This window comes from Mesotoga sp. UBA5825 (assembly GCF_002432955.1).
Lineage (GTDB): Bacteria > Thermotogota > Thermotogae > Petrotogales > Kosmotogaceae > Mesotoga.
The window spans coordinates 16,658-34,166 of record NZ_DJHG01000057.1 but is presented as its reverse complement, the minus strand read 5'-3'; the positions used below and the strand labels follow the sequence as shown (position 1 = coordinate 34,166).

The following is a 17,509-nucleotide window of genomic DNA, read 5'->3' as shown; positions in this document are numbered from 1 at the left end:
GAGAGAAGAGTTTCTATGTAAGAATGCGGTAGGAGGGTTTCTAATGGAAGAATTCTTGAGTGGCGATCTCTTCAGATGGGTTCTTATGCCTCTGATAATCTTCTTCGCAAGGATCATCGACGTTTCTCTTGGAACCACGAGAATCATAATGGTTTCGAGAGGCAAGAAAGAAATAGCAAGTGTTATCGGTTTTTTTGAGATTATTCTGTGGTTGCTCGTTGCCAGCAAAGTAATCCAGAGTGTTGACAATGTACTTTACATTCTTGCTTATGCAGGTGGCTTCGCGGCCGGTAGCTACATAGGAATGCTCATTGATGAGAGGCTTGCAATTGGAACCGTATCGGTTAGGCTGATAATTTCGAGAGATCCAACTGAACTTATAGAAAAACTGTGCCAGGCTGGATTTGGAGTTACAAAGATAGACGCTCACGGTGCTCGAGGAAAGGCTTACATTGTTTACAGTATCATAAACAGGAAAGAAGTGGAAGACTTCGAGAGAATCGCTCTGGAATGCGTTCCAAAGGCGTTCATGTCAGTTGAAGATATTCGAAAGGTAAAAGAGGGGGTCTTCCTCCCCAAAGATACGATGCGCCTCAGAAGGGAATCCCCCTTAAGAAAGTCCAAATAGCTTTCCAGAAGTGTTATTATTTAGAGAGATGAGGGGGATGTCCCCCTTATCTCTTTATGTCATTGAAAATGTTGCCATCTCTGATTTCAACTATTCTGTCTGTCTCTTCTGCGATTCTTCTATCGTGAGTAATTATTACGAATGTTGTTCCGTATCTCTTGTTGAGATCACGCATGAGGCTGAAGACCTTCGCTGAGGTATCGGAGTCGAGATTGCCCGTAGGTTCATCTGCAAGTATAATCTTCGGATTGTTGATAAGGGCCCTTGCTATTGCGGTTCTTTGCTGCTGACCTCCCGACATGTTTGGAGCTAGATTATTCCTAACCTTGCTGATTTCAACGACATCCATTAGTTCCTTCGCCCTTTCCATAATTTCCTTCGAGGGTTTAAGACCTTTAATTCTGTAAGGAAGAATTACGTTTTCGAAAGCAGTGAACTCGGGAAGCAGATAATGAAACTGGAATATGAATCCAATAGTCTCATTTCTAACACTTGCGAGTTCATTCTTGTTCATTTTGTTTGTCTGTTTCCCTGCGATTTTTATTTCACCGCTCGTGGGTTGATCTAAAGTGCCCATAATGTTCATGAGTGTAGATTTTCCGCTTCCAGACTGTCCGACTATCGAAAGAAACGATGAGTCTTCGATTTCAAGATCCACACCGTGAAGAACTTCTGTCTTCACAACCGTTCCGTAAACCTTTTTTATATCCTTAAGCTCGATTATGTTAGCCATTTCGTATCACCTCAACAGGGCTGAGTTTGGAGGATCTCCTGGCTGGGACCATTGCGGCAATAGTTGAAGCGCCAATGGCAATGAGCGCGGACAACATTACAAACCCATAACTCAGAGAGATTCTGATGATCGGTTCTCCGTCAGTTCCTACGGCAAAAGTGGAGAACATAATTATAAGCAGGATTCCGAATGCAATTCCAACTACTGCTCCCACAATGCCGAGAGCGAGTCCCTGAAAGAGAAAAACGAAACTCGTCGTGGAATCCTTAAGTCCCATAGCTTTCAGGATTCCAATCTGCCTTGATTTCTGGACTACAGTTATTGCGAGCACGCTTGCTATTCCAAGGGAAACGGCTATGATTACGAACACCTGAATCATTATGCTTGAGACGCTCTGCCCGTTCAGTCCGGAGAGGAGATCTTCGTTCTGAGATTTCCAGTCAGTTACAAGTAAAGCAGACCCCGAAAGACGTTCCGAAATGACAGAGGCGTTTTCATCGGCTCTGAAGACCTCGCTCACCTGCATCTCTATCGATGTGACTGCATCACCAAGTTTTCCAACTGACTGAGCGGTGCCAATCGTTGAGATCATCCAGTTTTTGTTAAGGCTTGCAACACCCAGATCGAAGACACCGACTACCTTCAGAATCTCAACTGCTCTATCCGGAGTGAAGATTGTGATTTCTTCTCCAAGGTTCACATCGAGCTCATCCTTAAGACCCTTGCCGATAATGATTTCTCCGTCTCCTTCAGGAAGGCTGCCATCAATGAGGCGACTATCCGTCTTGTAAATAACATGTGATTCGGGGAACTGCAGACCTCGGAGGAGAACAGATAAGGTTCTGTCGCCGCTGCTTATGAAGACAGGAACATCTGCGCTTGCAGAAAGAGCCGTCAGATCTGTTGGCAAATCAAGAGAAGCGATTTCCGAAATTATGCCTTGCCAGTCTTCTACTCTGTTGTTTTCCGATGAGGAGACAGTTATCTGCGAAGAGCTTCCGATTGTTGTATCCACCAGGTCTTTTTGGAGTCCCTGGATAAGCGAGCCTATGAATACCTGAACGGAAACACCTATTGCAATTCCCATTACTATGAGAAGAGTTTGGGTCTTGCTGGAAGATAGAAAGCGCATCGCAATTGAAAAAGCCAATCTCATTTTACATCACACTTCCCCAGAGCTAGAATCTCTCTTGGATCTTTCAGGAAAATATCTGCACCGACTTCCTTCCAGTAGTCGGGATTTTTTTCGAATGCATTTCCACCTACGACAACTCTCGATTTCCCACCGGCTTCTTTAATTCGCGAAATCATCCTTCGTGTGTTTATTAGGTTGTAGTAGTTTGAAACACTAATCGCAACGTACATTGGACTCAGCTTTTTCGCAGCCTCAAGGAAGGTGTCTAGCGGGGTATTTGCTCCGACGAATATGGAATTGTACCCAGCGATAGTGAAGATATCCGAAATCATTCTAGCTCCGATCTCATGATACTCTTCGGGCGGGCAGAGTACTGCCACTGTCTGATCATTCTTTTCTGATCCATTGTCTCTTCTTTTCTTCACAATATAAGGGAAGCAGCATTCCATTACCGTTCTGACAATAGAGCTCCTTATATGTTCGTTCCATATGCACAATCTGTCGCTCACGTAGTCGCAATCCCAACTCCTCAATGCGGGTGCAAGAATATCCAGATACAAATCGATTACTTCAACATTGCCAGACTCAAGCGATTCTATGCACACCATCACTGCCCTCTCTTTATCTTGTGAGTCGAGAGCGCTTATAAAGTTGCTCTTGATATCGTTCAAGATGTCCTCCTTATTCTAGTGAATCAAGCATTTTCATATCCTCTCTGTCGAGGACAATCATGCCTGCTTCTAGATTTTCTCTCAGGTGTTCAAGCTTGGATGCCTTTGGTATGACCACCACACCATCTTTCCCCAGCAACCATGCAAGCATTACTTGCTGAACAGAGGCCGAGTACTTTTCAGAGAATCCAGTCAGAAGTTTCTCGGTTGAGGCTTTTAATGCGTTTCTCTTTAGCGGCGAGTATGCGGTTAGGGTAATGCCATGATCTTGGCAGTATGGTAGAAGCTCATTCATTGCTTGCCGGTCTTCTAGATTGAAGAGAACCTGATTGTTTACAATAGGTTCCTTTGAAATAGATACGGCCTTCTTAAGGAGCTGCGTGTCGAAATTAGAAACTCCGATATGCCTTATCCGTCCGTTCTTCACTTCTTCATTCATCGCCGAAAGAGTCTCTTCTAGCGGAACTTCAGGATTCGGCCAGTGAATAAGATACAGATCAATATAGTCTGTTCTCAGCCTCTTCAGTGTTCTTTCAAGGGCTTTGTGTAAGTCAACACTCCGCAAATGAGTGGGCCAGACCTTAGATGTGATAAACAATTCTTCTCTACTGAAAATCGAGACTGCCTCTCCAATTATTTCTTCGGTATGGCCACCACCATAGTATTCGGCAGTATCTATGTGCTTGTAACCCATTTCAATGGCTCTGGACAATGTGTCAATGTGTTCTCTGTCCCTCGTTTCATCAGGAACGTCTCTTCCTCCGATCTCCCATGTGCCTAGACCAATGGCGGGGATTTCTCCTTTGTTATCCTTCAGAGTTCTATATATCATTTAGATCACCCCCATTCCCTAAATTCTACATTAATATTTCGATAGATAATAGTCTGCCGATAAATCTAGAACTCCTCCTGGTTAATATAGGTAGACTGCCTTTGATGTATAATAAATGGAACGGGCTGATCACTTTGCAATAGTAGCTATGAACGGTCTTTCACAAACGGCTTTTCCAGAAATCAGGGTCTACATCTGGTACCTTCCTGTGTTAGTTATAAACAGAATCTAAGAAACCAGACGAAGGAGGGAGCGCCATGTACATTGTTTGCGATTTGAGGTACGCTGTTTCTGAAAGTAGATCCACAGAGGCTTTGAAGATGATACTTGAGACGCTCTCAAAGAAGTTACTTCTGGGAGCCCAAGGTGACACGCTCAACATGAGAGCCGAGACTGAAGATACAATTGAAGTTCAGATCATGGCTCTGAAAGGTTCCTGTTCCTTTGAAGAAGTGGTGCCAAGGATCAACGAGTACCTTTCACTGATCTCAAGAGCCCTGGAAACAAGTTTTCCAGATTACAGAGTAGTCAGTTCATACATCTACCCCGATGAAGAAGAGACACCTTACCTACTCTGTTGAAGTCATAAAAAGAGGGCCAAGAGCCCTCTTTTTCTTTAGAATCGAAACCTCTGTTCGGCATAATTGTATGGTTGACAAACAAAGTAGCGAAAAGTATAATTATATTGTAGCTAATAATAATTATTATAAATATGGAGGTGCTTTATGGAGAAAAGGATTCCATTGATCGGAGAAGATTTCCCTGAGATGAAAGTCAAGACGACACATGGGGTAATGAACCTACCGGAAGCTCACAAGGGAAAATGGTTTGTTCTATTCAGTCATCCGGGGGACTTTACACCGGTTTGCACGACCGAATTCGTGGGCTTTCAGAGAAGATATGATAAGTTCAGAGAGTTAAACTGTGAACTCGTAGGTCTTAGCGTTGACCAAGTCTTCTCTCATATAAAGTGGACGGAGTGGATAGAAGAGAAGCTAGGTGTGAAAATCGAGTTCCCTATTATCGCGGACGAAATGGGCGAAGTAGGAATGACTCTTGGGCTTATTCATCCTGCAAAGGGAACGAATACTGTCAGGGCGGTCTTCATTGTTGATCCGAAGGGAAAGATCAGAGCTATCCTCTATTACCCGCAAGAGCTGGGAAGGAATATGGATGAGATTCTCAGAATGGTAAAGGGCTTCCAGGTTGCCGATAAGAATGGAGTGGCTATTCCGGCAGATTGGCCAAACAACGAGATCATTGGGGATCACGTAATCATTCCTCCCGCATCAGATGTCAAGACTGCTGAAGAGAGAAGGGGCAAGGAAGGTTGTTACGACTGGTGGTTCTGCCACAAAAGCTTATAGAGTAATAGATAGAGTGTAAGCAGTTAGTACTAATGGGATCGGCATTGGCCGATCCCATTTTTATAGCTCTATTATGCTTAGGATATCTTCAGTGAACTTCTATAATCGGTTTCCTCTGCAGATTGCATAAGATCTCTTGGTTCAAACCATACTCTTAGAGCTAGTTTCTTAGAGTTATTTCTATCTAATCGATGCTAGATTGACGAGAATGGCAGTGATGGATCCTGAGGCGGTGTATAGCCTCTTTGAACGAAAGAAGAAGTTTGGTATCATTAGGGTGAAAAAAATTTCCTTCGGAGGTGGTGAAAATGAAAAAAATATTCTTTGTAGTATTTCTGGTATTGATGCTTTCGGTAACAATGACTGGAAAACTTGTTTACTGGCACACTCAGGAAGAAGAATCCAGACAGCAGATTATCGCTCAGTTGATCGAGTCGTTTACAATTGAAACCGGAGTAGAAGTTGATGTTGTGGCAATCGAGGAGAACGAGATGTTCTCGAAATTGGCTGCGGCTTCTGCGGCCGATACACTTCCAGACCTAATTGAAGCTGGCGCTGAAACTATTCTCGGCCTTGGAGCTGACGGTCTTCTGGATACTGTGATTCCAACAAGATTCATCAGAAATGCAGGGGATTTCTACACTGGTGCAACAAGATTTGTTATTACTCCGGCTGGGGATCAGTATTTTGCTATTCCTTATCACGGATGGGTTCAAGGAATTTGGTACAGAAGAGATTGGTTTGAAGAAGCGGGTCTTGCCGAACCAACAACTTGGGATGCGATTATGGAGGCGGCAAAGTATTTCCACGATCCTCAGAATGGAATGTATGGAATCGTACTTGGAAAGACCAACGATGCCTACGCGGAACAGGTCTTCACAATCTTTGCTTTGTCAAACGGAGCAAGGATTTTCGACAAGGACGGAAATGTAGTCATTAACTCTCCTGAGATGAGAGAGGTACTTCAGTTCTACAAGGACCTTGGCGCATATTCAGCTCCAGGACATACCTACTGGCAGCAGGCAAGAGAACTCTATCTTGCGGGTAGGACACCTATGATGTTCTACTCAACTTACGTCATGGATGACCTGGCTCTTGCCGAGATTCAGACTCAGTTCATAAGCGACTTTGATCCAGATCTTGTTAAGAACACTGAATTCGCTCCCATGATGACTAACAGCAGGCCTTCCTCCTTTGGACAGGTCTTGTCGCTCGCGATCGTCAAGTCTTCCCAGAACAAGCTTGATGTTCTCAAACTTCTCGATTTCATGTTCGAGCCGGACAATTACATAAAGTACATACATATGGCTCCCGGTGGAATGCTTCCTACAAGAGCTTCCATAGCTGAAAGCGAAGAATTCCTGAACGATCCAAAGGGGATTTATAAGAGCTACGGCGCAGAAAAGATCAAGGCAATCATTTATGGTATGGAGAACATTGAGAAGTTCGGTTATGTAGAAGGAAGAGTCTTCCCCGAAATGGGAAAGATATCCGGAGCCTTCACTATAGGTAATGGCATAGTCATGATGTTCGATAACAACGCAACCCCAGATCAGGTTCTAACCTTCTGGAGAGAGGACATTAGAAAGCTTATAGGAAGATAAACGCCTGACATCGAAGGCCCCGGAGCCGGGGCCTTCCTTTTTTGGAGGTAGATCTTATGCAGCAAGCAGCCTCTTCCATATTGAAGAAGGAAAATAGTTTAGGTTGGAAACTTGTTTCGCCAACAGTAATCCTACTGATGATATTGATAATCTATCCGGTGGCGTATAACATATACATTTCGTTTTTCGACTACGGGATTACTAGTTCAACGTTCGTAGGATTAGAAAACTATATCCGAGTTTTCAAAGACGCTGCTTTCTGGAAGTCCTTCTTCATAACAGTTGGTTTCACTCTGATGACAGTTATTGGAAGTATATTGTTGGGTCTCGGAGTAGCGCTGATGATGAACAAGGAGTTCAAGGGGAGGGCGATAGTTAGGACGATCATTCTGCTTCCATACATTACCCCACTTATCTCGATAGTCTTTTCATGGAAGTACATATTTGATCCAAGCTACGGGCCTTTTATGCAGTTATTCAGTCAAAGTCTCGGATGGGTCTCTCCGCAACTTGATCTCCTAAACAACTCGAACAATGCATTCTTTGTGGCATCGATATTCAACATTTGGCGGAACTTCCCTTTTGTTTACCTGATGCTGCTTTCAAGACTTCAATCTATTCCCGATGAGTACTACGAGGCTGCAGAAATCGATGGAGCAACATCATGGAGTAAGTTCACGAATATCACTCTACCGGAGATCTATTTCGTCATGGGTGCTGTCGCTCTCATGAGGGGTATCTGGAATTTCTATAAGTTTGACGAGGTCTATCTGATCAGCAAGAGAGCTGGCACTCTGCCTATCTTTATCTATGAAAGGGTTATCGGTACAACTTCGCCGGAGTACGGAGTGGCCGCGGCAATTGCAACAATCCTTATGGTAATTATGCTTGGGCTGATAACTGCATACGTGAAGAAGGTGTTGAAATGGTAAGGAAGAAGACACCTTTCAGAAGAGTCATGTTTGCATTGGGGATCTCTTTAATCTGTTTCTTCATACTCATTCCGTTTTATTTCATGGTTCATGTATCTCTTAAGGCAGACTACGATCCGAACAAAATGACATTCTCAGATTTCACAATCAGAAACTATCTGGAGATATTTGGGCTTATTCAAAGTAGTGAGACAGAGTTTTTCGGCGATGAGATAATTAGGGCAAATCTTGAACCTGTATTGAAGAGGATAGATGAGTTGGAAGAGAGAACGGCCTCAATTGAAGTGTATACGCGGTATGTTCATGATGTACAGCTCAAGGCCAAGGAAAAAGAACTGAGAGATATCGTTGATCTTGTGATCGACTTCAGTGGAATTGATGTAACAGACAGGGAAGAGTTTATTGAAAACTCGCTCGTTCCAGGTACAGAGGAGGCTTCAATAATCGAGGAAAACATGAAAACCATATTCAGTGCAAATGATGTGAAACGGTTCACGGATTTGAGAGCCGAGGTTGACAATGCTCTCTCCGAGGAAGCGCTTGCCGCCGGTTTCGAAAAGGCAAAGGCTCAACTGAAATTATTCGAAGCGCAGAAGACAAAAATATTGGAAGAGAGAGCTAGTGAATTTCCCTTCTTGAAATACCTTAGAAACTCGCTGATATTCGCAGGGATTTCCGCTTTGATAAGCCTCTTCGTAGCGATTTTAGGAGCATATGCATTCTCGAGGCTGAGATTCAAGGGTAGGGGACTTGTTCAGCGTTCGGTTCTTTTCGTGTATCTGTTCGGTGGTACCGTAATAATGGTGCCGCTTTATCAGATGGCGGTGAAACTTGGAATCCTTTCTACTCCATTTGGTACCGGAGTTTATCTGATCATGGTCTATGTTATTCAGACACTTCCGGTTTCTCTTTATATGTTGGGAAACTATTTCCGGACAATTCCGTTTTCAATAGAAGAAGCGGCGATTATCGATGGCTGTTCCAGAGTGCAGGCGATCTTCAAGATTGTTATTCCGCTCTCTCTTCCAGCAATTGTCACAGTATATATCTATGCCTTTATGATTGGATGGAACGAATACTTGTTTGCATCTGCCTTCCTTGGCCTAAAATCCTATAAGGATCTCTTCACTCTTCCAATTGGGTTGAATGCGTTTTCCGGTTCGGCTCATGCAGTATGGGGAAGGCTGATGGCGGCTTCAGTAGTTTCGGCAATCCCAATCATAATCATCTTCAGTCTCATGCAGAAGTACCTGACAAGCGGATTCACTGCCGGAGGTGTCAAAGAATAGGAGGTGGAAACATGCCTGGACTGAATCAGAAATCATATGACATAGTAATCGGAATACCTAGTTTTAACAACTCGAATACTATCAAATACGTAGTCGAGACGGCAGCAAAAGGTCTCGGTAAGTTTTTCCCATCGTTGAGAGGCTGTATCATCAATTCAGACGGAGGATCGACGGACAATACTGAAGAGGTTTTCTATTCAGCTTCCAGTGATGGAATAGATCTGCTTTCTTTCAGATACCGGGGGATCTCCGGAAAGGGAAGCGCAATGAGATCGATAATGGAGAAAGCCCTCACTCTCGATGCTCAGGCAGTGGTATTTCTCGACTCGGATTTAAGAAGTGTAGAACCTTTTTGGATAGATAGACTTGCGCGTCCGATCTTTGAAAAGAACGCAGCGTACGTTACCCCTTACTATATTCGACACAAGTATGACGGCACGATAACCAACAGCATATGCTACCCTCTAACAACGGCCCTTTATGGAAAGAAGGTAAGACAACCTATTGGAGGAGATTTCGGTGTAGGCAGAGAGATGCTTGACTATTACATTTCCGTATCTGAGGAGACATGGAAGTCCGACGTTTCCAGATTTGGAATTGATATCTGGATGACCACTTCTGCCATTAATGAGGCAAGAGGAAGAATATACCAGGCTGCTTTAGGTACGAAAATTCATGACGTGAAGGATCCAGGCAAGCAGCTTGGAAATATGTTTAGGGAAGTCGTTGGCACTTTGTTTTCCCTTATGCAGAGATATGAAGATTACTGGACAGCGGTTACAGATTACTATGAATCGCCAATCTATGGTGAAGTGGCAGCTGGAGTTCCAGAATCGGTAGAAGTCGATTTGGGAAATATGATTCTCAAGTGTTATGAGGGCATTAAAGAGCAAGAGGGCTTCATTGGGGAGATCCTTGGATCGGATATTTCTCATGAGCTGTTCCTTCTTGGAAAAACGAATGCGATGATTGATGATGATCTATGGGTTAGAATCATATACAGGATTGCTTCAAGATACAGAAATGTTGCACTTAGGAATAGACTGATAGAGTTGCTCGTTCCTCTTTATTTTGGGAAAGTTGCGAATTTTGTTTCGAGAACTGAGAAAGAATCTCAAGAGAAAGCCGAAAAGGAAACCGACAGACTCCTTGAGAAGTTTATGAGCACAAAGGATGAGTTGATATCAATATGGGAGAAGAGTTCAGAATAACAGAGAAACTCAAAGCTATGATAAAGGGGTTGAATCCGGCTGAGAAGAAGGCCGCGAAGTACATTATCGATTTTCCGGATGATGTGATTCACCATTCAATTAGCGAACTGTCTGTGCTCGCCGGGACGAGTGAGACCACTATCTTCAGATTATCAAAGAAGTTGAGTTTCAATGGCTACCAGGCTTTCAAAATCCAGCTGGCAAGAGAGCTTTCGAGTGAAACTCCGTCGATTTCTGCTGACAAGAACAAGTTGATTTCAGATCTTATTGAAGCACTGAATCAGCAGAATCATCTAATAGACGAAGTTCAGCTTGACAGAATCGCAAGTCGAATTGTGAAGGCAAGCAGGCTAATATTCTTCGGAGTGGCTTCTAGCGGAATAGTAGCGGAATTTGGAGCCACGCTCTTCATGAGGGCAGGTTTTTCGACAGCCTTCTATACTGATCCTCATTTGCAAATAATGACGGCCGTTTCTCTGAACAAAGGCGACATTGTTTTTGGGATTTCTGCTAGCGGAAATATCAGAGATACTGTCAAGTCAATCGAAGTAGCCTCTGATTCTGGAGCATATACTGTAGCGATTACAGGTGGGATCGGATCAAGAATTGTCAGCGTTTCTACTGAGACGGTCTATGTCGCCCAGGGAGGACATGAGACTGGGATACCACTTCTTCAACCAAGAGTATGCCAGCTTGCTGTGATTCAACTCTTGCTTGAGAAGTCGATAAGGCTTAGAAACGGAACAATGCAGACTCTGGAAAAAGTGGATAGAACACTTGATAAGAAGAGATACATCTGAGCTTATTACAAGGAGTGTCGTCTTGTATTAGGTAAAGAATTGGTTTATACGGATTAAGAACTTCAGGTATTGATAGATCTGACTTGCGTAGCATACATTAGGTATCATATATGAACTGTTGAAGAGGCAGCTTTTCAGTAATTTGTGGAGTTCTCCGCAAAAGAAAAGCCCTTTCTGAAAACGGCGATGCAAGACTCTACTACGCCTGCATGATAAAGAGATCCGCTGTTCTTAGCGATTTCGGCAAGAGCAAACTTCACTCCGTAAGTGGTCCTGTAAGGTCTATAAAAGCTCATTGCCGAAACTACCTCTGAGACTGCAAGAATACATCCTTCAAGACTTATTTCAGAGCCAGTCAAACCATCTGGATATCCCGACCCGTCCATCCTTTCGTGATGCTGAAGAATCGCATTTGAAACTTTGTCCGGAAATGGAACTCTTTTGGTAAGTTCGAACCCGGTTCTTGGATGTTCTTGAAGAAGCTTCAACTCAAAACTATGGAGAGGGCCGGGCCTGCTAATCATATCAAGAAACAGTGAAATCATACCAATATCGTGAATCTTTCCGGCCATTTCAATACAAACTTTTGTAAAGGAATCAAGCCCCATCTCATCGGCTATTGCAACTGCAAGCCTCGAGACATTAACTTCATGAGCTTCCACGTAGATGCTCTTGATCTTAAACATCTCCAACAGCGAATCAGCGGTCCCCCTGCAGATATCAAGACGGCTGGCAATATCAAACTCTATGTCTCTATCAGGAGCGCTGCAGTAATCATCATTCATTGAAAACTCCCCCGTTCGATGAACATATGGATGGAGCCTGGAAATCTCGAGAACATTTTTTCGGTCCATTCTTGCTGTATCGTATAGACAGATTGCCGCTATCGGGAATTCTTCAACCAAGTCATTAACGGATGCTTCGTACTCAAGAAGCTTTTCAAGCCTTGCACCCGATTCGAAGATCGGAGTGCCTATTCCTGCTACGCAGAGGCCTTCGAATCCTTCTTTTAAAGCATCCATTACCGCTTTTTCAAGAAACATGATGGAGCTATCTGGATCGAAAGTCCCTTGCTTTAGGTACGACTGAGTTGTTTCAATGAGTTCCAACGACTTTGCTTCCAGCAATTCATCGATACTGCTTTCTCTGTCAAGAAGGATTTTCTTCAAAACTGTGAATTCCGATTCGGCCCCCAGATATAGAATCTTGGCGTTATTAAACAGACCTTCGCTCAAAACAGAGTCGAGTGTAATTCTGAAGGCTTTGCTGTTGTTATATAAAGCAATATTGTGTGATCCAAATTTCATGAGCAACAACTCCAAAAAGAGAGAGTTCGAATTTGGTTTGAATGAACACTTTCTTCATATTATAGCATGTGCAAAATCCGTTCAAGCCGAACGCACACTTGTTTGAGATAATTGGTGAGAGACCTGCTGAGAGCAGTATGAGTCGGTTATACGTGGAAGATCAGACATATTGGAGTCTTGAAGGTGATACGCTTACATGTTCTTGGGAAAAGTAATGGTTACAGTTGTCCCCATCATATATCTTGACCTGACGTCTATTGTCCCATTTATTAGATTTAGAGCGTGCTTGACGAGAGATAGCCCCAATCCAAGTCCAGACGACCCCGATGTCCTAGCGTTGCTAGCTCGATAGAATCTTTCAAATATTCTGGGGAGTTCGTCACTCTTAATGCCTATTCCATCATCCTTCACGGAGATGTAGATATTAGATTCGTCTTCACGAGAAACCACTTCGATTTTATTCCCGACACTCGAATACTTGACAGCATTCGAGATGAGGTTGGATATTACTCTGAAGAGGAGCATCGAGTCCACGGCGGCATAAGTATCCGGCGACACAGTTGTGATGATCTCGAGTTTCTTTCGATTCCATTTGGCTTGAAGGTCGCCTATGGCTTCATCTACAAGTTCTCTTAGATTCACTGTTTCAACTTTTACTCTGTAGTTCTGCAGTTCGAGGTTGGATAGTATACCAAGCTCTTCGACGAGTCTTGAAAGTCTTCCTGTTGATCTGGATATTCTATCGATTGTCTCAGAGACATCGTTGGGCAGTTCACTGTTCCTGTCCATCAGTAGTTGCACGTAGCCGTTTATGACGGCCAGAGGTGTTGAGAATTCATGAACGATTGAATTTACGAAATCCATCTTGGCACTCTCAAACAACTTTTCACTTGTTATATTTCTGGCAATCACGTAAGGGGGTGAGACTTTGATCTTCAAATAGTGGGTTGTCTCGTCTTTAACAAATACCGTATCTGTACAGTAATGAGATCCAGAGATGAAGCTGTCTACTATGTTCGAAATCCCCTGAACATGAAGAGCATCGGGAAGAGCCGATCCCTCGATTTCGCCAAGTAACTTTTTGGCCGATAAGTTCGCATACGATATAACCAGGCCTTCATCGACCATTATGATTCCTTCACTGAGTTCGTTGAGCAATGATTCGTTCACTTCTGATCCCCTAGTGCAAATTTGTAGCCCACTCCCCTTACTGTCCGAATGAACCCTTCTCCGATTTTTTCTCTTAGTTTGCTGATGTGTACGTCTACAGTTCTGAAGTCTCCGAAGAAATCAATCCCCCACACCTTATCCAGCAGCTCTTCTCGCGTGAAAACCCTCCCGGGATTCTCCGCTAGCAACTTTAGCAACTCGAATTCACGTCTGGTGAGTTCTTCGGTCCTGCCGTTCTTGGTAACGGTGTACGATTTCAGGTTCACAATGGCCTCGCCTATTGCAAGATTCTCGTCCAATGTGCCGGATAGCTCGCTTCTCCTCATTACGGCCTTTATTCTCGCTACGAGAGCCCGCGGATTAAAAGGCTTTGTGACATAGTCATCGGCACCTAGTTCCAATCCGAGTATCATGTCAAGGTCCGATTTCCTTGCAGTCAAGAAGATTATAGGAATTCTTGGATGCTTAATCCTGATCTTCTTCACTAGATCAAGACCGTTTGCATCGGGCAGCATAATGTCAAGTAATATTACGTCTGGTCTTCCTGCCCGAAGAGCTGTCCAGAGTTCCTCTGCACTCGCGGCTGTGAAAGTCTCCATACTCTCGTTTTCGCAAGCTGTCCTAACAATGTTCAGAATATCGAGATCGTCATCAACAATCAATACCTTCAACGTCGCATTTCCTCCTTAAGACTCTCACCCTTTTTTATGTAGTAGATCTCTTCAGCGATATTCGTTGCATGGTCGCCGGCTCTTTCCAGAAATCTTGATACTAGCAACAGGTCAAGAAGCTGACCAATTGCGCCGGGGTCAGACATGCTTATCAGCTTGTCTCTCACTTCCCTCTTGATGTAAAGATAGTATTCGTCAACCTTACTGTCTTCAGTCCAAACTCCCTTGGCGGCTTCCGTATCCTTGCCGTAATAAGCGTCAATTACCTCTTCCAGCATCTTTTCTACCACGGCAGTCATCTTCTTTATGTGAATGAGGGGCTTGACCAGAGTCTGGTTCTCGTACCCAACTGCAACTTCAGCAATATTTACAGCAAGATCGCCTATCCTTTCTAGATCTGTAGCCAATTTCATCATCGTCAGAACATACCTGAGGTCTTCTGCCAGAGGTTGAAATCGGCCAATGTAATTGCAGATTTCCGTATCCATTTTTCTCTGCAAGTCATCAATAACTTCATCGTTTTCGATAACAGTTCTTGCAAGGTCGCCATCAAGTCTATCCAGCGCATCGATGGCTTTCTGAATACTGGATCTTACGTTCTCCATCATGTCTGAAAGCATTGATTTGAGCCTGTTGAGTCCCGCTTCAAGATGTCTTTGTCTCTCTGGTGTCATCAGAACCAACTCCCGTCAACTAAAGATTCCTCTCAGATAGTCGCTTGTCCTTTGATCCTTGGGATTTGAGGTAATCTTTTCCGTCGTATCAAACTCTACTAACTCTCCAACATAAAAGAACATAACATAATCCGAGATCCTCAGTGCCTGCTGCAAATTGTGGGTTACTATAACAATAGTATACTTCTCAGAGAGTTCTTCTATTAACGTTTCTATTCTCTGAGTAGCAATAGGGTCAAGAGCGCTTGTCGGCTCGTCCAACAAAAGGACGTCGGGTTCTACAGAAAGAGCCCTTGCTATGCAGAGTCTTTGCTGCTGGCCTCCCGACAGATTTGCTGCATTCTTCTTCAGTTCATCTTTGACTTCGTCCCATAGAGCAGCTTGCTTTAGTGATTTCTCGGTTATTTCACGCAGAACTTGGCGGTTCCTAATGCCATGAATTCTTGGGCCGTAAGTGACGTTTTCCTGTATTGTCTTCGGAAAGGGATTTGGCTTCTGAAATACCATTCCGATATGTTTCCTGAGTAATACAGGATCCATATCTAGAATCTCATCGCCTAAGAGCTTGACAGAACCGGTATGCTTGTATGAAGGAATTAAGTCATTCATTCGGTTTAGAACTCTCAGAAAGGTCGATTTCCCACAACCTGACGGACCTACTACTGCAGTTACCTTTCTCTGAGGTATATCACAGGTAACTTCTTTAAGAGCATGCTTCTCGCCATAGAAGACATTTAGGTTTTTTATTTTGAATATTGGTTCAGTCATCTCATCCCTCCATCTTCCGAGATTCCCTTCTTCTCCTGATTGCAACCGACATGAACAGCGCCACCACGATGATCAAGAGAACTGATACGCTTCCCTCCAACTTTGGAGTTACATTATCAGGATATATCGCGGAGAGCACGAAAATATGTGTAGGAAGAGCCATCGCCGGTTCAAAAGGACTAGAAGGATTTCTGGTTATATAGAATGCAGCTCCTGTGAAAAGCAACGGCGCGGTCTCACCAATTATTCTTCCAATTGCGATGATTACTCCGGTAAGTATTCTTGAAGAGGATGCAGGTATAACAATTTTGAAGGTTGTTTCGGCTTTATTGGCGCCCAAGGCCAGCGATGCTTCTCTGTATGACTTCGGGACCGCTACAAGACTTTCATGAGTATTGGAGATTATATACGGAAGTGACATAATTCCGAGTGTCAGACCTCCTGCAATGACTGAAGTTCCGAATCCAAAGGTGATCGAGAAAAGCGACAAGCCGAACATTCCGAAGACGACGGAAGGTATTCCGGCAAGAATATTGTTTGCTGTAAGCACTAGGCGCTGCAGACGATTCTCCTTACTATACTCACTGAGATATACTGCTGCGAGTATCCCAACAGGTACCGAGAAAAGAAGAGCTATCGACAGGAAATAAACAGTCCCCAGTATTGAAGGCCAGATTCCGCCTTCGGTCATTGAGTTTCTTGGAAATGAAGTCAGAAACTCCAGGTTTATATCATCTAGACCAGACAGTATTAGGAACCCTACGATTAAAAGAATTATGGTCACCAGAAGATAGGATATGATTCCGAAAACTATCTTCGCAATTCTATCTATTATCATCTTCTCATTCCTCTCTTCAAGCGCATTGCCGTAACTGTGAAGATAAGTGATATCATCAGAAGGACTACTCCTATCATGAAGAGGGCGAAGTAATGAGTACTTGCTAGCTCCACTTCTCCCATTTCACCTGCTATTGCAGCTGTTAGGGGTCTTACAGGATCGAAGATTGATTGTGGAATCATGGTTGCCCCCCCTGCAATCATTAAGACCACCATCGTCTCTCCAATTATTCTATTCGTTCCAAGAATGATTGCGTTGAGAATTCCACTTCTGGCCTGGGGAATGAGCACCCTGAAAAGAGTTGAGGTCATATTGGCGCCGAGTGCCAGTGAGGCTTCTTTCTGATCTACTGGGACGGCTTTCAACGCATCTTCTATCAGAGTTACGAAATAAGGTATTGCAAGAACAGAAAGCATCAAAGAGGCATTCAAAATATTCAGTCCGGTCCACACTTTCATCGGGAATAGGTCCATCAACCATTTGGAAATATATTTGAGACCAAAACTTCCCAGTACTACTGAAGGTATTCCCGCCGTAAGCTCAAATACATACTTCAGGAAATCATGTGTCTTCCTGTTTCCGAACTCCGCAAGGAAAATAGCGGATATGAACCCCAACGGGATAGAGATAAGCAATGTAAGCCCTGTGACTGCAAGCGTGCCGGACAAGAGAGCGAGGATGCCGAATTCGGCATCCTCGTACGTTGGGTACCAGCGAGTGCTGAGGAAGAAGTCTCTCAAAGATATCTTTCCAAAGACTCTAACTCCATCAGATATCAGAAAGAAGAATATTCCGAACAGAATAACCATTGTCAGTAGGGCAGCGCCCGTTACCAACACTCTTGAGAAAAGGTCAATTCTCTTCCTACTCAACTCGCTT

Annotated in this window: 19 protein-coding genes; 8 read left to right on the top strand and 11 right to left on the bottom strand. The window is 43.8% G+C overall.

Going from position 1 to position 17,509, the window contains the following annotated elements; all coding sequences use genetic code 11:
• Nucleotides 1-43: 43 nt before the first annotated feature.
• Entirely contained in the window at nt 44-628 is a 585-nt protein-coding gene (locus B3N33_RS05450) for a DUF2179 domain-containing protein (protein ID WP_099829794.1), read from the top strand.
• A 46-nt stretch (nt 629-674) separates the two neighbouring features.
• Here B3N33_RS05450 and B3N33_RS05445 read toward each other — a convergent pair whose 3' ends face one another.
• Genes B3N33_RS05445 through B3N33_RS05430 form a run of 4 tightly spaced genes read right to left on the bottom strand, consistent with a single transcriptional unit; the run spans nt 675 to nt 3,999 of the window.
• The gene (locus B3N33_RS05445) at nt 675-1,361 is read right to left on the bottom strand and encodes an ABC transporter ATP-binding protein (RefSeq protein ID WP_099829795.1); all 687 of its coding nucleotides are present in this window, start codon (nt 1,359-1,361) and stop codon (nt 675-677) included.
• Nucleotides 1,354-2,517, bottom strand: coding sequence for an ABC transporter permease (locus B3N33_RS05440; protein WP_292590288.1), 1,164 nt, complete (start codon nt 2,515-2,517; stop codon nt 1,354-1,356). The genes B3N33_RS05445 and B3N33_RS05440 overlap by 8 nt, the downstream gene beginning before the upstream one ends.
• Entirely contained in the window at nt 2,514-3,167 is a 654-nt protein-coding gene (locus B3N33_RS05435; RefSeq protein WP_292590287.1) for a cobalamin B12-binding domain-containing protein, read from the bottom strand. Before B3N33_RS05435 ends, B3N33_RS05440 begins: the two co-directional genes overlap by 4 nt.
• A gap of 10 nt (nt 3,168-3,177) precedes the next feature.
• Nucleotides 3,178-3,999, bottom strand: a complete 822-nt coding sequence (locus tag B3N33_RS05430; RefSeq protein ID WP_099829798.1) for an aldo/keto reductase — start codon at nt 3,997-3,999, stop codon at nt 3,178-3,180.
• A gap of 257 nt (nt 4,000-4,256) precedes the next feature.
• On the opposite strand from B3N33_RS05430, the gene B3N33_RS05425 reads away from it, so the two are divergent.
• The 7 genes from B3N33_RS05425 (at nt 4,257) to B3N33_RS05395 (ending at nt 11,202) form a co-directional block, all read left to right on the top strand.
• Nucleotides 4,257-4,580, top strand: a complete 324-nt coding sequence (locus tag B3N33_RS05425; RefSeq protein ID WP_099829799.1) for a hypothetical protein — start codon at nt 4,257-4,259, stop codon at nt 4,578-4,580.
• Nucleotides 4,581-4,724: 144 nt separating this feature from the next.
• Nucleotides 4,725-5,366 (top strand): peroxiredoxin, encoded by a 642-nt coding sequence (locus tag B3N33_RS05420; RefSeq protein ID WP_214059950.1) that lies wholly within the window; start codon nt 4,725-4,727, stop codon nt 5,364-5,366.
• A gap of 308 nt (nt 5,367-5,674) precedes the next feature.
• Nucleotides 5,675-6,970 carry an ABC transporter substrate-binding protein gene (locus tag B3N33_RS05415; protein ID WP_102818814.1) on the top strand — a complete coding sequence of 432 codons (1,296 nt, stop codon included), beginning with the start codon at nt 5,675-5,677 and terminating at the stop codon, nt 6,968-6,970.
• A 56-nt stretch (nt 6,971-7,026) separates the two neighbouring features.
• Entirely contained in the window at nt 7,027-7,902 is an 876-nt protein-coding gene (locus tag B3N33_RS05410) for a carbohydrate ABC transporter permease (RefSeq protein ID WP_214059948.1), read from the top strand.
• Nucleotides 7,896-9,191, top strand: a complete 1,296-nt coding sequence (locus tag B3N33_RS05405) for a carbohydrate ABC transporter permease (RefSeq protein WP_292590286.1) — start codon at nt 7,896-7,898, stop codon at nt 9,189-9,191. Before B3N33_RS05410 ends, B3N33_RS05405 begins: the two co-directional genes overlap by 7 nt.
• Before the next feature lie 11 nt (nt 9,192-9,202).
• Nucleotides 9,203-10,402, top strand: coding sequence for a glycosyltransferase (locus B3N33_RS05400; protein WP_214059946.1), 1,200 nt, complete (start codon nt 9,203-9,205; stop codon nt 10,400-10,402).
• A complete protein-coding gene (locus B3N33_RS05395) occupies nt 10,381-11,202 on the top strand; it encodes a MurR/RpiR family transcriptional regulator (RefSeq protein WP_121551253.1) in 822 nt (273 codons plus the stop codon). Before B3N33_RS05400 ends, B3N33_RS05395 begins: the two co-directional genes overlap by 22 nt.
• Before the next feature lie 134 nt (nt 11,203-11,336).
• Here the strand turns inward: B3N33_RS05395 and B3N33_RS05390 are convergent, their stop codons facing one another.
• From B3N33_RS05390 to pstC, 7 genes are all read right to left on the bottom strand, one after another.
• Complete coding sequence (locus tag B3N33_RS05390) at nt 11,337-12,509, bottom strand: MEDS domain-containing protein (RefSeq protein ID WP_292590285.1); 1,173 nt, start codon at nt 12,507-12,509, stop codon at nt 11,337-11,339.
• A gap of 192 nt (nt 12,510-12,701) precedes the next feature.
• A complete protein-coding gene (locus B3N33_RS05385) occupies nt 12,702-13,679 on the bottom strand; it encodes an ATP-binding protein (protein ID WP_292590284.1) in 978 nt (325 codons plus the stop codon).
• Entirely contained in the window at nt 13,676-14,350 is a 675-nt protein-coding gene (locus B3N33_RS05380) for a response regulator transcription factor (RefSeq protein ID WP_214059891.1), read from the bottom strand. Before B3N33_RS05380 ends, B3N33_RS05385 begins: the two co-directional genes overlap by 4 nt.
• Nucleotides 14,347-15,024, bottom strand: coding sequence for a phosphate signaling complex protein PhoU (phoU, locus tag B3N33_RS05375; RefSeq protein ID WP_292590283.1), 678 nt, complete (start codon nt 15,022-15,024; stop codon nt 14,347-14,349). The genes B3N33_RS05380 and phoU overlap by 4 nt, the downstream gene beginning before the upstream one ends.
• A gap of 15 nt (nt 15,025-15,039) precedes the next feature.
• Nucleotides 15,040-15,792 (bottom strand): phosphate ABC transporter ATP-binding protein PstB, encoded by a 753-nt coding sequence (gene pstB, locus B3N33_RS05370; RefSeq protein WP_214059893.1) that lies wholly within the window; start codon nt 15,790-15,792, stop codon nt 15,040-15,042.
• A 1-nt stretch (nt 15,793) separates the two neighbouring features.
• On the bottom strand, nt 15,794-16,630 hold the full coding sequence (pstA, locus tag B3N33_RS05365; RefSeq protein WP_214059894.1) for a phosphate ABC transporter permease PstA: 837 nt from the start codon (nt 16,628-16,630) through the stop codon (nt 15,794-15,796).
• On the bottom strand, nt 16,627-17,502 hold the full coding sequence (gene pstC / locus B3N33_RS05360) for a phosphate ABC transporter permease subunit PstC (RefSeq protein WP_214059895.1): 876 nt from the start codon (nt 17,500-17,502) through the stop codon (nt 16,627-16,629). The genes pstA and pstC overlap by 4 nt, the downstream gene beginning before the upstream one ends.
• Nucleotides 17,503-17,509: the final 7 nt, after the last annotated feature.